This is a genomic window from Rathayibacter sp. RFBD1, assembly GCF_002932915.1.
Lineage (GTDB): Bacteria > Actinomycetota > Actinomycetes > Actinomycetales > Microbacteriaceae > Rathayibacter.
In genome coordinates, this window is sequence record NZ_PSWQ01000022.1 from 92,553 (window position 1) to 107,723 (window position 15,171).

Below are 15,171 nucleotides of genomic sequence, written 5' to 3' on the forward strand. Positions count from 1 at the left end.
AGGGGTCCGAGCGGCTCGCCGGTGGATGTCGGTGGCGATTGACATACTCGAACACATGTTCGAACATGGGCAGATGAGCCCCCCTTCACCCCTCGTCTCCGCGGAGACGGCCGAGGCCGCAGAGCCCCTTCTGCGGCAGCTCGCGTCGGTGAAGGAGCTGCAGTCCCGCATCCGGGACATGCAGGCGACCACTCTCGAGACCAGGAGCCTCGCCACCCTGCCGGCCTTCTCCTCCGTGCTCCCGGGCGGCTCGCTCAAGCAGGGTGCCGCCTACTCGGTGGAGGGCTCGATGAGTCTGGCGATGGGGCTGCTCGCCGGCCCGTCCGCCGAGGGCTCGTGGTGCGGCGTGGTGGGCGTCCCGGAGTTCGGGGCCGAGGCCGCGGCCGGCATGGGGATCGACCTCGAGCGCCTGGTGCTCGTGCCCGCACCGGCCGAGCACTGGCTCACCGTCACCGCCGCTCTGGTCGATGTGCTGACCGTCGTGCTCACCCGTCCGCCCGCCTCCGTCTCCTCGGCCGACGTCTCGCGTCTGGGAGCACGACTGCGCCAGCGGGGTGCCGCGCTCGTGGTCCTCGGCGAGTGGCCCCAGGCCGAGGCGCGGCTCAGCATCCGCAGCAGCCGCTGGGAGGGGCTCGGCGACGGCCACGGCTACCTGCGCTCCCGGGAGGCGATGGTCGATGTGGTCGGCCGGGCCGGCACCCGGGTGCGCACGGTGCGGATGAGCATGCCCGGCGTCGAGAGCGCCTTCGGCTCCCGGGTCGAGCACGGCCGCCTGCACGAGCGGGCGGTCTGAGATGGCGAGCGCACCCGAGCTGCGGCGGACGATCCTCGTCTGGTGCCCCGACTGGCCCCTCCTCGCGGCCGCCGCCGACGCCGGCCTCGGCGACGAGCACCCCCTGGCCCTCACGGAGAAGAGCCTGGTCTTCGCCTCCTCCCCCGCTGCCCGGGCGGAGGGGGTCCGGCGGGGCATGCGCGTGCGCGAGGCGCAGTCCCGTTGCACGGGTCTCGCCGTCCTCCCGTACGACCCGGTGCTCGACCACCGGGCGTTCGAGCCGCTCATCCAGGCGCTCGAGGAGATCACCCCGGGCGTCCAGCTGATCCGGCCCGGTCTGTGCGCGATCCGCGCCCGCGGTCCGCGCCGCTACTACGGGAGCGAGCAGAGCGCGGCCGAGGCGATCCTGCAGCGGCTGGCCGAGCTGGGTCTCCCCGACGCCCGCATCGGGATCGCCGACGGGCTCTTCGCCTCCGAGCTCGCCGCGAAGCACTCCGGCCGCCCCGTCGCCGTCGTGCCCCCAGGAGCAGCGGCAGGCTTCCTCGCTCCTCTCCCGCTCGACGCCCTCGAGACCGAGTCCGTCGCAGCCCCTGCCCGTGCTCCCCGCCGGGGGGACGACCTGGTGGCGCTCCTGCGCAGACTCGGCGTCCGCACCCTCGGCGCCTTCGCCGCCCTCCCTCGCGAGGACGTCGTCGCCCGGTTCGGACCGGAGGGCGCCCACGCGCACCTCCTCGCCGCCGGTGCGGAGTCGGAGACGGTGGTGCCCCGGCTCCCGCCGGAGCGTCTCGACCGGGCGATGGAGTTCGAGCCCCCTCTGGACCGCATCGACCAGGCCGCCTTCGCCTTCCGCGTCCCCGCGGAGGAGTTCGTCGCCGGGCTCACCCGCGCACAGCTGGTCGCGACCGCCATCCGCATCGAGGTCGTCAGCGAGCGCGGTGAGGTCTCCTCCCGGAGCTGGCTGCACCCGAGATGGTTCACCCCGGGCGACGTGCTCGACCGGGTCCGCTGGCAGCTGCAGGGCAGCGGGGAGATCGACACCGGTCTCGGAGCTCCGATCTCGCGGCTGTGCGTCGAGCCCGAGGCGGTCGACGCGATCGGCAACCACGAGCAGGGTCTCTGGGGCACCGCTCCGGAGGAGCGCGTCCACCACGGGCTGAGCCGCGTGCAGAGCATGCTCGGGCACGAGGCCGTGATGACCGCGTCGATCGGAGGGGGTCGATCCCTCCGCGACCGCCAGCATCTGATCCCCTGGGGCGACCGGGAGCCGGGCGACGCACGGCCGAGGACCCTGCCCTGGCCCGGCTCCCTGCCGCCGCCCCTTCCGCCGACGGTCTTCGCGGAGCCCGCGGCCGTGCTGGTCCGCGGACCGAGGGGCGAACCCGTCGCCGTCGACGAGCGCGGCGCCCTCAGCTCCGTGCCCGCCTACTTCACCCCCGGGACCTCTCAGGCACGCCTGGAGCCCCTCGCCGGATGGGCGGGTCCCTGGCCGATCGACGAGCGCTGGTGGGATCCGAGCACCGCCGTCCGCTACGACCGCTTCCAGGTGGTCGACGCCGCCGGTGTCGCCTGGCTGCTGCTCTGCCTCGACGGGGTCTGGGCAGCAGAGGCCCGCTACGACTGAACCGGAGCATCCCTCCACCACCGCGAACGAGCACCGAAGGAGCCCCGATGGGCTGGAACAACCCGCCGATCCCCTGGTCGGAGTTCGAGCGCCGCCTCTCCAGCGGCAAGCGCGCCGACGGCACGGTCGTCCGGGGCGACGGCGGCGACAGTCCGGCCTGGTCGCACAAGCGCCCCGCCTATGTGGCAGGGGACGACGTCCGGCCGCCGGCTCATCCGGTGCCCTACGCCGAGCTGCACGCCCACTCCCACTTCAGCTTCCTCGACGGGGCGAGCAAGCCGGAGCAGCTGGTCGAGGAGGCGGTCCGGCTCGGCATCGACACTCTCGCGCTCACCGACCACGACGGCCTCTACGGCATCGTGAGGATGGCCGAGGCCGCGCAGGGGCACGCCGTCCGCACGGCCTTCGGAGCCGAGCTCTCGATCGGGCTCACCTCGCCTCAGAACGGGGTCGCCGATCCGGAGGGGACCCACCTGCTCGTCCTCGCGCGCCGCGAGGAGGGCTACCACCGCCTCGCCCGTGCGATCACCACCGCCCAGCTCGCCGGAGCCGAGAAGGGCAAGCCGAGCTACGACCTCGAGGAGCTCGCGCGCGCCGCCGACGGCCACTGGATCGTGCTGACGGGCTGCCGCAAGGGAGCGGTCCGTCAAGCGCTCGCCGCCGCAGGAGTGGCCGCGGCCGAGCAGGAGGTCCGCGAGCTCGTCCGGCTCTTCGGTCCCGCCAACGTCCTCGTGGAGCTGTACGACCACGGGGATCCCCTCGCCTCGCGCGCCAACGACCAGCTGGCGGCGATCGCCGAGAAGCTCCGGCTGCGGACGGTCGCCACCGGGAACGTGCACTACGCCCGGCCGGAGGAGCGCCCCCTCCAGACGGCCCTCGCCGCGGTCAGAGCACGCCGGAGCCTCGACGAGATGGACGGCTGGCTCCCCGCAGCGGGCGGCGCCCACCTGCGCTCCGGCGCCGAGATGGCCGAGCGCTTCGGCCGCTACCCCGGCTCCGTGGAGAACACGGTGCGCGTCGCCGACGAGATCGCCTTCGAGCTCGGCCGAGTCCGGCCCCGGCTGCCGCGCCAGGAGGTCCCCGAGGGGCACACCTCGATGAGCTGGCTGCGCGAGCTCGTGCGCGAGGCCGTGCCGGCCAAGTACCCCCGCGCCGACGCCGACGTCCTCGCGCGCCTCGAGAAGGAGCTCGCGGTGATCGAGCAGAAGGACTTCCCGGGCTACTTCCTGATCGTCCACGACATCGTCCACTACGCCAAGCGGAACGGCATCCTCTGCCAGGGACGCGGCTCGGCCGCCAACTCGGCGGTCTGCTACGTCCTGGGCATCACGGCGGTCGACTCGATCTTCTACGACCTGCCGTTCGAGCGGTTCCTCTCCAGCATCCGCGACGAGGAGCCCGATATCGACGTCGACTTCGACTCGGAGCGGCGCGAGGAGGTGATCCAGTACGTCTACCGGAAGTACGGACGTCTGAACGCGGCCCAGGTCGCCAACGTCATCACCTACCGGCCCAAGTTCGCCGTGCGCGACATGGCCAAGGCCCTCGGATACAGCGCCGGGCAGCAGGACGGCTGGTCGAAGCAGGTCGAGCGGTGGGGGTCCGTCACCGAGAGCACCGACCACGACATCCCCGAGGACGTGGTCGCCCTGACCACCCGGGTGCTGGGCACGCCCCGGCACCTGGGCATCCACTCCGGCGGCATGGTGCTGACCGACCGGCCCGTGGGCGAGGTCTGCCCGATCGAGCCCGCCCGGATGGAGGACCGCACCGTCCTGCAGTGGGACAAGGACGACTGCGCCTGGATGGGCCTGGTCAAGTTCGACCTCCTCGGGCTCGGGATGCTCGCCGCCCTGCAGTACACGTTCGACCTCGTCGCCGAGCACGTCGGCGAGCAGTGGGACCTCTCCACCCTTCCCCGGGAGGAGAAGGGCGTCTACGACCAGCTCTGCCGCGCCGATTCCATCGGGGTGTTCCAGGTCGAGAGCCGGGCGCAGATGGGCACCCTCCCCCGGCTGCAGCCGCGCCGCTTCTACGATCTGGTGATCGAGGTCGCGCTCATCCGCCCCGGCCCCATCCAGGGCGGTGCGGTCCACCCCTACATCCGCCGCAAGCTCGGCGAGGAGCCGGTGACGTACCAGCACCCCCTCCTCGTGACGCCGCTCAAGCGCACCCTCGGCGTGCCGCTCTTCCAGGAGCAGCTCATGCAGGTGGCCGTGGCCGTCGGCGACTGCAACGCGGAGGACGCCGACCTGCTGCGCCGGGCGATGGGGTCCAAGCGCGGGACCGAGAAGATCGAGACCCTCCGCGAGCGGCTCTACCAGGGGATGGCCCGCAACGGCATCACGGGCGAGGTCGCGGACGACATCTACCTCCGGATCCAGGCCTTCGCGAACTTCGGCTTCGCCGAGAGCCATGCGATCAGCTTCGCCCTGCTGGTCTACGCGAGCGCCTGGCTCCGCCTGCACTACCCCGCCGCGTTCACCGCCGCGCTGCTGAGGGCGCAGCCCATGGGCTTCTACGCCCCGCACACCCTGGTCGCCGATGCCCGGCGTCACGGAGTGGAGATCGTCTCGGCCGACGTCAACCGCTCCCTGGCGCCTCCCGGGCTCGAGGCGAAGGAGGACGCCCCCGCACGCCGGAGGGGCGGCGCCGCCTACGGGAGCGACGACTGCCTCCGCGCCGATCAGCCGCCCACGGGGCTGTTCGACCGCACCGAGCACTTCCACACGGACGACCACAGGCGCGACAGCGGCTTCGTGATCAGGCTCGGGCTGGCCGGGGTGAAGGGCATCGGCACCCCGCTCGCCGAGCACATCGTCGCCGAGCGCGAGCGCGGCGGACCCTACGCGAGCATGGCCGACCTCTCGCGTCGGGTCGGCACGACCGCGGCTCAGCTGGAGGCCCTCGGCGCCGCGGGCGCCTTCGACTCGCTCGGTCTGCAGCGCCGGCAGGCGCTCTGGGAGGCCGGCACCGCCGCAGGCGACCGCGAGGAGTTCCTCGCCGGCTCCACGGTCGTCGTGCAGCCCCCGCTCCTGCCGATGCTCTCCCCTCAGGAGCGCGTGGTCTTCGACTTCTGGGCCACCGGCATCTCGCCCGACGACCATCCGTTGCGCCACCTCCGCGAGGGACTCGCTCGCCGCGGCGCCCGCTCCTCGGCCGATCTCCCCGCAATCCCCTCGGGGACCCGGATCGAGGTCGGCGGGGTCGTGATCCACCGCCAACGTCCCTCCACAGCCGGTGGAGTGACCTTCCTCAACCTCGAGGACGAGCACGGGATCCTCAACGTGATCTGCTCCGTCGGAGTATGGAACCGCTACCGCCGCGTGGCCCGCGAGGCACCCGCCCTGCTGGTCAGGGGGATCCTCGAGCGCTCCGACGAGGGGGTGACGAACCTCCTCGCCGACAGGTTCGAGACCCTAAGGGTCGGCGCTCGCACCACCTCCCGCAACTTCCGATGACTCCTCAGCGGCACCGCCCGCTCTCCCCACGAGAAAGCGACACCATGACCACTCTCGACCACGCCGCTCCCGCTCCGCACCTCGATGCGCCGCTCCTGAACGACCGCGAGCTGCGCGAGCGGGTCTCCTCGCTGATCGGACCGGCCTACCGCCGGGCCCTGTGGCCGATCTTCCTCGACCGCGACGGCGTGCAGCTGCCGATCCTCTACCCGGTGGACGGACTCCCCGTGCACCCCGACGAGGAGAAGACCGAGCGGATCGTCGCCACCCTCGCCAAGGCCGTGGCGCACCAGGACGTGGGCTCGCTCGCCTTCGCCCTGGAACGTCCCGGGCGCGCCTTCCTCGGCGAGACCGACCGGGTCCTCGCCCGTCACCTAGCGGCGGCGTGCCACAAGCGGGCCATCCCCCTCCGCGCGCTCCTGCTCGTCCACGACGAGGGAGTGCGGGTCGTGACCGCGACGGAGTACGCCGCGGTCACGCTCTGAGCTCTCGGGCCCCAGGCGGCCGTTCAGGACATCGGCGGCCGGCCACCTGAACAGCCTGCCGCCACGGAGCTCAGGCGCTCAGGAGCTCAGGCGCTCAGGCGCTCAGGCGCTCAGGCGCTCAGCGTCACCAGCAGCGAGGAACCGCCGAGATCCACCTCGGTGTCCCCGGGCTGCACCGCGTACTCCCCGACGCCGAGCAGCGTCTCCGCCACCTCCGGCAGGGCGATGCGGGCGGCGGACTCGCCGACGTTGATCGCCACGGTCACCCGACCGCGGCCGAGAGTCAGCCAGCGGGCCTCCTCGTCGAACTCCACGCGGAGCGACCCGAAGCGCGGGTCCGTCAGCTCGGGGTAGCGGCGGCGGATCACCGCCAGCTCGCGGTACACCTCGAGGGTGCGGGCGTGACGCCCCTCCCCGACCTCGGACCAGTCGAGCCGCGAGCGCAGGAACGTCTCCGGGTCCTGCGGGTCGGGCACGACCTCCGGGTCCCAGCCCATCTTCGCGAACTCCTCGATGCGGCCCTTCGCCGTCGCCTCGCCCAGATCCTTCTCCGGGTGCGAGGTGAAGAACTGCCACGGGGTCGACGCCGCCCACTCCTCCCCCATGAACAGCATGGGAGTGAAAGGGCCCAGCAGCGTCAGAGCCGCGGCGATCGCGAGGCGCCCCTCGTCGAGGGTCGCCGTCAGACGGTCGCCGACCGCCCGGTTGCCGATCTGGTCGTGGTTCTGGCTGCAGACCACCAGGCGCCAGGTCGGCATGTGCTCGGTGTCCACCGGACGGCCGTGGTGGCGGCCGCGGAACGTCGAGAGGGTGCCGTCGTGGAAGAAGCCCCGCGTCAGCACCTTCGCGAGGGCGCCGAGCGGCGCGAAGTCCTCGTAGTAGCCCGTGGTCTCCCCGGTCAGCGCGACGTGGACCGCGTGGTGGAAGTCGTCGCTCCACTGCGCGTCGAGCCCGTAGCCGTGCGCCTCCCGCGGAGTGATCAGCGTCGGGTCGTTGAGGTCGGACTCGGCGATCAGCGTCAGAGGGCGCCCGACGTGGGCCGACAGCACGGCCACCTCGCTCGCCATCTCCTCGAGCACGTGCACGGCCCGCTCGTCCGAGAGGGCGTGCACCGCGTCCAGGCGCAGGGCGTCGACGTGGTAGTCGCGCAGCCACATCAGAGCGTTGTCGATGATGTACCCGCGGACGGTGTCCGAACCCTCGCCGTCCAGGTTGATCGAGCTGCCCCAGGTGTTGGCCTTCTCGTTCTTGAGGTAGGGGCCGAACTCCGGCAGGTAGTTGCCGCTCGGGCCGAGGTGGTTGTAGACGACGTCCTGGACCACGCCGAGGCCGGCGCGGTGGGCGGCGTCCACGAAGCGCTGGTACGCCTCGGGTCCGCCGTACGGCTCGTGCACGGCGTACCAGAGGACGCCGTCGTAGCCCCAGTTGTGCATTCCGTTCACCGCGTTGACCGGCAGCAGCTCGATGAAGTCCACGCCGATCGAGCGCAGGTGCTCGAAGCGCTCCGCCGCCGCGTCCAGGGTGCCCTCGGGTGTGAACGTGCCGAGGTGCAGCTCGTAGATGACGGCGCCGGCGAGCTCGCGCCCGGTCCAGGCGGAGTCGCCCCACTCGTGCGCCGAGGGGTCGAACGTGCGCGAGAGCTCGTGCACGCCCTTCGGCTGGCGGCGCGAGCGGGGATCCGGCAGCGGACCACTGCCGTCCACCCGGTACCCGTAGTCGACCTCGCCGGTGGCCGGGGCCGACGCGGGCGCCCGCCACCATCCGTCGTCTCCGTGGCGGGTCATCGTCAGCGACGAGTCGTCGCCGAGAAGGAGCTCGACCGTCGAGGCCTCGGGGGCCCAGACGTCGAACCGCTCGGGCCCGGTCGTCGGGAGTGCGTAGCGGTAGGGAGTCGTGCTGATCACTGCTGTCTCCAGGAGGGGTCGGATCGGTCTGCGGTGCGGTGGCGGAACCGGTCAGGAGACCGGGGCGAGCAGTGCCACGGGGTAGTCGGCGAGGATCTCGGCGACCGGAGTCACTCCTCCCGCGAAGGTGCGGCCGGTGAGGACGTCCTCCATCGGGTGCCCGGGCAGGACCACGACCGTGCCGTTCCACCCGCCCGAAGCGGCGAGGCCCTCGGGGAGCCGGGTCGCGACGGTCAGCGCGCCGCCGCGGTCGAAGGCGATCGCGTGCTCGGCGGCCGGCCCGATCGCGGGGACGGCGGCATAGCGGGTGAACAGCTCGGGGCGGTCGCGGCGGAGCCGGAGGGCGCGCGAGGTGACGAGGAGCTTCGCGGCTCCCTCGGCGTCGATCGCGGGCTTCCAGCCGCCGTCGATCCGCTCCAGCAGCGCTCGACGCTGCCCGAAGTCGACCTCGCGGCGGTTGTCCGGGTCGACGAGGGAGGTCTCCCAGAGCTCGCTGCCCTGGTAGACGTCCGGGATGCCCGGGGCGGTGATCTGCACGAGCTTCGCGGCGAGGCCGTTCGACCAGCCGGCGGCCGACACCCGCTCGACGGTCTGCTCGACCAGCCGGCGGACGGCGGGCTCGTCGAACGCCGCGTCGATCGCCGAGTGCATCCGCTTCTCGAACTGCTCGTCAGGAGCGGTCCAGTGCGTCGAGTCGTCGGCCTCGCGCGACGCCTTCTCGGCGTAGGCGTGCAGGCGCTCGCGGCTCGCGGGCCAGGTCCCCACGACGGCCTCCCAGAGCAGGTGCTCGATCGGGCCGTCGCCGAAGCCGACGAGGGCGTGGAGCTCGCGGAGCGTCGCCGCCCACGCCTCCGGGTCCTCGGCCAGTGCGGTGATGCGGGCACGGGTGTCCTCGCCGCGCTTCGTGTCGTGGGTCGAGAGCGTGGTGAGCGAGGCGGGGAACGAGGCCTGGCGCACGGCCTGGCGGCGGTGGAACTCGACCAGGTCGATCGCGAACTCGTCCGGGTCCGCTCCGACCTCGTTCAGCGAGGTGAGGCGGCTGAAGCGGTAGAACGCCGTGTCCTCGACGCCCTTCGCCATCACCATGCCGGAGGTCTGCTGGAAGCGCACGGACACCGGCGTGCCGGTCTCGCCGAGCGCCGCGGCGACCTCGTCGATGGTCGCGCGGATCTCGGGGCGGCGGCGCACGGCGTCGACGCGGGCGTGCTCGAGGTGCTCCGCTCCGTAGGGGAGGTAGCTGCGGTAGACCGGGTAGGTCGCCAGGAGCTCCGCCAGCGCGTCGTCCGCTCCCTCGATGCCGGGGATCAGGCGGGCCAGCCGCAGGACCTCGGAGCGGAGGATGCCGTCGGCGATGCCGCGCTTGGTGTCGTGGATGAGGTCGGCCCACTGCAGCGGGGCGCCCTTTCCCGTGAGCTCGGCGTCGAGGCCCTCCAGCACGGGGCGGGCGTCGGGGTCGACCAGGATGCGGTCGACGTCGGCCAGGGCGTCGTAGCCCGTGGTGCCGACGGTCGCCCAGTGCGGCGGGAGCTCCTCGTCGCCCTCGAGGATCTTCTCGACCCAGACCGGGGCGCCGCCGATCGCGCGGGCCAGGTCGTCGAGGTATCCGCCCGGGTCGGCCAGGCCGTCCGGGTGGTCGACGCGCAGGCCGTCTGCGAGCCCCTCGGTGAACCAGCGGACGATCTCGGCGTGCGAGGCGTCGAACACCTCGGGCCGCTCGACCGTGATGGCGGCGAGGGTGTTCACCGCGAAGAAGCGGCGGTAGTTCAGCTCGGCGTCGGCGCGGCGCCAGTTCACGAGCTCGTAGCTCTGGCGCTCGTGCACCGTGCGGCCGGAGTCGCCGGGCTCGGCGGTGCCGGGCGCGATCGGCAGGCGGTTCTCGTAGTAGTGCAGCTCGTCGCCGACGACCTCGAGCGCGTCGAGCTCGCTGTCGCTGTCTCCCTCGCTCGCACCGTCGCCGAGGATCGGCACGCGCAGCTTCCCGCCCCCCGCCTCCCAGTCGATGTCGAAGGCGGTGGCGTAGCGGGAGGACTTCCCGTTCCTCAGCAGGTCCCACCACCACGAGTTCTCGCTCGGGGTCGCGACGCCCATGTGGTTGGGGACGATGTCGATGAGGACGCCGAGGCCCTCCGCCCGCGCCGCGGCCGAGGCGTTCGCCAGGCCGGCCGCGCCACCGCGGTCGGGATCGACCTCGGTGTGGTCCACCACGTCGTAGCCGTGGTCCGAGCCGGGCTCGGCCTTCAGCAGCGGCGAGAAGTACAGCCAGTCCGCTCCGAGCGCGCGCACGTAGTCGGCGACGCGGGCGGCGTCGTCGAGGTCGAACGCCGACCGGATCTGGAGGCGGTAGGTGGAGGCGGGCAGACGCACGTCAGGCTCCTGTCGAGGGTGCGGTCGCGGAGTCGGTCGACTCGGCGTGGGGGCTGGTGGGTCCCGTCGAGGAGACGATCGGGATGGCCGAAGTGGCGGCCAGGGACGCGAGCGAGGCGGCGACCGAGTGGTCGACCTCGGGCTCGGGCGTGCTGTGCTCCTGGAGGATGACGAGCGACTTCGCCTGGACGGTGAGCATCGCCCCCGCCGGACGCGGGATCGAGTCCGCCTCGGCGCCGGCGGTGTCGACGAGGACGCTCCACTCGAGCGCGTACTCGTCGCTCGGGATCGCGAACTCGACGTCGACGTCGTCGGCGTTGAAGTACAGGAGGAAGCTGTCGTCGGTGACGGGGCGCCCGCGCTGGTCGCGCTCGCGGATCCCGTTGCCGTTGAGGTAGATGCCCACCGATCGGCCGAGACCGGAGTCCCAGTCGGACGGGGACATCTCGGTGCCGGCGGCGGTGAACCAGACGATGTCGGGCAGGGGCTCGCCGTCGCCGCGCAGGACGGGGCGGCCGTCGAAGAAGCGCATGCGGCGGAAGGTCGGGTGCTCGGCGCGCAGGCGGATGAGCGCCGCGGTGAACTCGAGCAGCGGCCGGTCGGCGTGCGCCCAGTCGATCCAGGTCAGCTCGCTGTCCTGGGCGTAGGTGTTGTTGTTGCCGTTCTGGGTCCGGCCCAGCTCGTCGCCGTGGAGGATCATCGGGACGCCCTGGGAGATCAGCATCGTCGCGAGGAAGTTCCGCTGCTGGCGCGCCCGGAGCGCGAGCACCCGCGGGTCGTCCGTGGGCCCCTCCACGCCGTGGTTCCAGGAGCGGTTGTGCGACTCGCCGTCGTTGCCGTCCTCGCCGTTGGCGTCGTTGTGCTTCTCGTTGTACGAGACCAGGTCCCGGAGGGTGAAGCCGTCGTGCGCCGTGACGAAGTTGATCGAGGCGACCGGGTAGCGGCCCGAGTGCGCGTAGAGGTCGGCCGAGCCGGTGAGGCGCGAGGCGAACTCCCCCAGCGTCGACGGCTCGCCGCGCCAGAAGTCGCGGACCGTGTCGCGGTACTTGCCGTTCCACTCCGTCCACTGGGGCGGGAAGTTGCCCACCTGGTAGCCGCCGGGCCCGACGTCCCACGGCTCGGCGATCAGCTTCACCTGCGAGACCACCGGGTCCTGCTGGACGAGCTCGAAGAAGGTGGAGAGCCGGTCGACGTCGTAGAACTCGCGTGCCAGCGCCGAGGCGAGATCGAAGCGGAAGCCGTCGACGCGCATCTCCGTCACCCAGTAGCGCAGCGAGTCCATGATGAGCTGGAGCGAGTGCGGGTGGCGCACGTTCAGGGTGTTCCCGGTGCCGGTGTAGTCCATGTAGTAGCGCTTGTCGTCGTCGACGAGGCGGTAGTAGGCCTCGTTGTCGATGCCGCGGAACGACAGGGTGGGGCCGAGGTGGTTGCCCTCCGCCGTGTGGTTGTAGACCACGTCGAGGATGACCTCGATGCCGGCCGCGTGGAGCGCCTTCACCATGCTCTTGAACTCCTGGACCTGCTGGCCCTGGTCGCCCGTGGAGGAGTAGGTGTTCTGCGGTGCGAAGAAGCCGATCGTGTTGTAGCCCCAGTAGTTCGAGAGGCCCTTGTCCATCAGCGTGGAGTCGTTCACGAACTGGTGCACGGGCATGAGCTCGATCGCCGAGACGCCCAGGTGCTTGAGGTGGTCGATCACCGCGGGGTGGGCGACTCCGGCGTAGGTGCCGCGGAGCTCCTCCGGCACGTCGGGGTGCGTCTTGGTGAGCCCCTTCACGTGCGCCTCGTAGATCACGGTGCTGTCGTAGGAGGTGCGCGGGCGGCGGTCACCGGCCCAGTCGAAGAAGGGGTTGATGACGACGCCCATCATCATGTGCGGCGCCGAGTCCTCGTCGTTCGTCGAGTCCGGGTCGCCGAAGGTGTACGAGAAGAGGGACTGGTCCCAGTCGATCTCCCCCGAGATCGCCTTCGCGTAGGGGTCCAGCAGCAGCTTGTTCGGGTTGCAGCGGTGGCCGGCATCGGGGTCGTACGGTCCGTGGATGCGGAAGCCGTAGCGCTGGCCCGGCTGGACCTGCGGGAGGTAGCAGTGCCAGACGTAGGCGTCCGACTCCTGGATCTCGACGCGCGTCTCGGTGCCGTCCTCCTCGAAGAGGCACAGCTCGACGCGCTCGGCGATCTCGCTGAACAGGGCGAAGTTCGTGCCGCTTCCGTCGAACGTCGCGCCCAACGGGTAGGCGGTTCCGGGCCAGGTCTCCACGAGACTCCTCAGGGGATTGTTCTCGGGCAGTCCGGGAGACGCCGATGTGCGGTCTGCGGATGCCCGACGTCGGGGGTGATGGTCCGTCACTTCCGCGACGGACCGACTGCTCAGCTTAGCGAGCGTGTCTCGAGCATTCCCCTGACGGTCAGCGCTCATCGCGCGGTCCTCCTCCGGTGGTCACGACCGGCGGCCGGAACCCCCGTCCGGTTCGTCCTGCGGGCGCGTGAGCGGGCAGGTCGTTCCGGTGGGTCACTCTCGAACAGTACGGTCGCGCCCGGTCCGCCGGGGAGGGCTGGCGCCGCGCCGGGTGCATCGGCTAGAACGCGCCGGAGGGACTGTCCGGCGCACGCGGAGGGGCCGGCCGGGCTGGGCGGGAGCAGCGATCGGCCCCGTCGTCAGGGCCACGTCGCCACGGACCGGGGCGCCGCACCGCGATCAGTGCGAGCCGAGCCTGCGCCGCAGGAGATCGATCCGCGCCTGCAGCTGGGTCACGCTCGCCTGCGCCACCGCGGGTCCGCCGCAGAGCCGGCGCAGCTCGGTGTGCACCTGGCCGTGCGACTCGCCCGTCCCCCGTGCCCACAGGCCGACCAGGGAGTTGAGCAGGCTGCGCTGCTCCTTGAGCGTGCGGTAGAGCGGCGCCGGGATCTCGCTCGCCGGCTCGGCCGGGGCCGCCGCGCCCGCGCGGCTGCCGGCGCGCTTGGCCTGCCGCTGCTGCCGGTGCTGGAGCAGTTCCCGCACCTGGTCGGGCTCGAGGAGCCCCGGCAGGCCGATGAAGTCGAGCTCCTCCTCGCTCTCGACCTCGACCTCCATCCCGAACTCGGCGCCCTCGTAGACGACGCGGTCGAAGGTGGCGGCCGAGCCGATCGACTCGAAGCGGCCCTCCTCCAGGAGATCGGAGGACGCCTTGTCGCTGCGCTCGGCGTCGGCCATCAGGTCGGCCTCGGGGTACTCCTCGTCGTCGGAGGTCCTGCGGTCGAGGGCGTGATCGCGCTGCAGCTCCATCGAGCCCGCCAGCGCGAGCAGGCCGGGCACGTTCGGGAGGAACACCGAGGCGGTCTCGCCGCGGCGCCGCGCGCGCACGAAGCGGCCGATCGCCTGGGCGAAGAACAGAGGAGTCGACGCCGATGTCGCGTAGACGCCGACGGCGAGCCTCGGCACGTCGACGCCCTCGGAGACCATGCGGACCGCGACCATCCAGCGACTGGTGTCCTTCGCGAACTCCTCGATCCGGTCGCTCGCCTCCTTCTCGTCGGAGAGCACGACGGTGACGGTCTCGCCGCTGATCTCGCGGAGCATCGCGGCGTAGGCGCGCGCGGTGTAGTGGTCGGTCGCGATGACCAGGCCGCCGGCGTCGGGCACGGCGCGCCGCACCTCGGTGAGGCGGGTGTTGGCGGCGCGGAGGACCGAGGGGATCCAGTCGCCCTTCGGGTCCAGCGCGGTCCGCCAGGCCTGCGAGGTGATGTCCTTGGTGTTGCCCTCGCCGAGCCGCGCCTCCATCTCGTCGCCGGCCTTCGACTTCCAGCGCATCTGCCCGGCGTAGACCATGAACAGCACCGGCCGGACGACGCCGTCCGCGAGCGCGCGGCCGTAGCCGTAGGCGTAGTCGGTGAGCGAGGTGCGGATGCCCTCCTCGTCCGGCAGGTAGCTGACGAACGGGATCGCCGCCGTGTCCGAGCGGAACGGCGTCCCGGTCAGCGAGAGCCGGCGGACCGCGGGCTCGAAGGCCTCGCGCACCGCGTCGCCCCAGCTGAGGGCGTCGCCGGCGTGGTGCACCTCGTCGAGGATGACGAGGGTGCGGCCGGACAGGGTGAGCTCGCGGTGGAGCTCGGCGCGGACGGCGACCTGCGCGTAGGTGACGGCGACGCCGTGGTAGTGGCGGGCGTGGCGGCCCATGCGGTTGGTGAAGGTCGGGTCCAGGCGGATGCCGACGCGGTGCGCGGCCTCGGCCCACTGGCGCTTGAGGTGCTCCGTCGGAGCGACCACGGTGATCCGGTCGACCGTGCGGTTGTGCAGCAGCTCGGCGGCCAGCCGCAGCGCGAAGGTGGTCTTGCCCGCGCCCGGGGTCGCGGCAGCCAGGAAGTCGCGCGGCTCGTGCTGGAAGTAGGCCTCGAGCGCCTCCGCCTGCCAGGCGCGGAGCTTGTTCGCGGTACCCCACGGTGCCCTGCCCGGGAACGACGGGGACAGGTGCTCAGCGGCGGAGGTGCCGACCTGATGACCGAAGCTCGAGGGACTGTTCACGTGGACCGAATCTAGCCGACGCCTCCGACAGCGGCTCGGTCTCCGCGGCCCGCCGGGAGGCGCACGGCG

Annotated in this window: 8 protein-coding genes; 4 read left to right on the forward strand and 4 right to left on the reverse strand. The window is 72.2% G+C overall.

From position 1 onward, the window contains the following. Positions 1-73: 73 nt before the first annotated feature. The 4 genes from C5D50_RS12575 to C5D50_RS12590 are packed head-to-tail and all read left to right on the forward strand — an operon-like array spanning position 74 to position 6,339. Positions 74-793: a hypothetical protein gene (locus tag C5D50_RS12575; RefSeq protein WP_104225270.1), complete on the forward strand. Its 720-nt coding sequence runs from the start codon at positions 74-76 to the stop codon at positions 791-793. A 1-nt stretch (position 794) separates the two neighbouring features. After that, positions 795-2,393 carry a DNA polymerase Y family protein gene (locus tag C5D50_RS12580; RefSeq protein ID WP_104283655.1) on the forward strand — a complete coding sequence of 533 codons (1,599 nt, stop codon included), beginning with the start codon at positions 795-797 and terminating at the stop codon, positions 2,391-2,393. 47 nt (positions 2,394-2,440) lie between these two features. Further along, positions 2,441-5,854, forward strand: coding sequence for an error-prone DNA polymerase (locus tag C5D50_RS12585; RefSeq protein WP_104283656.1), 3,414 nt, complete (start codon positions 2,441-2,443; stop codon positions 5,852-5,854). 44 nt (positions 5,855-5,898) lie between these two features. Beyond that, positions 5,899-6,339, forward strand: coding sequence for a hypothetical protein (locus C5D50_RS12590; RefSeq protein WP_104221992.1), 441 nt, complete (start codon positions 5,899-5,901; stop codon positions 6,337-6,339). 110 nt (positions 6,340-6,449) lie between these two features. Here the strand turns inward: C5D50_RS12590 and treZ are convergent, their stop codons facing one another. From treZ to C5D50_RS12610, 4 genes are all read right to left on the reverse strand, one after another. Further along, entirely contained in the window at positions 6,450-8,243 is a 1,794-nt protein-coding gene (gene treZ / locus C5D50_RS12595; protein WP_258069623.1) for a malto-oligosyltrehalose trehalohydrolase, read from the reverse strand. 51 nt (positions 8,244-8,294) lie between these two features. Then, on the reverse strand, positions 8,295-10,607 hold the full coding sequence (gene treY / locus C5D50_RS12600; RefSeq protein WP_104283657.1) for a malto-oligosyltrehalose synthase: 2,313 nt from the start codon (positions 10,605-10,607) through the stop codon (positions 8,295-8,297). Between the two features lies 1 nt (position 10,608). Further along, complete coding sequence (glgX, locus tag C5D50_RS12605) at positions 10,609-12,861, reverse strand: glycogen debranching protein GlgX (protein WP_104237465.1); 2,253 nt, start codon at positions 12,859-12,861, stop codon at positions 10,609-10,611. A gap of 438 nt (positions 12,862-13,299) precedes the next feature. After that, complete coding sequence (locus C5D50_RS12610) at positions 13,300-15,102, reverse strand: DEAD/DEAH box helicase (RefSeq protein WP_104237466.1); 1,803 nt, start codon at positions 15,100-15,102, stop codon at positions 13,300-13,302. Positions 15,103-15,171 lie beyond the last annotated feature (69 nt).

Excerpts from the sequence above, each read along its gene's own strand:
- C5D50_RS12575 (WP_104225270.1), top strand. The coding sequence starts at position 74 with ATGAGCCCCCCTTCACCCCTCGTCTCCGCGGAGACGGCCGAGGCCGCA.
- C5D50_RS12585 (WP_104283656.1), top strand. The coding sequence starts at position 2,441 with ATGGGCTGGAACAACCCGCCGATCCCCTGGTCGGAGTTCGAGCGCCGC.
- C5D50_RS12580 (WP_104283655.1), top strand. The coding sequence starts at position 795 with ATGGCGAGCGCACCCGAGCTGCGGCGGACGATCCTCGTCTGGTGCCCC.
- C5D50_RS12590 (WP_104221992.1), top strand. The coding sequence starts at position 5,899 with ATGACCACTCTCGACCACGCCGCTCCCGCTCCGCACCTCGATGCGCCG.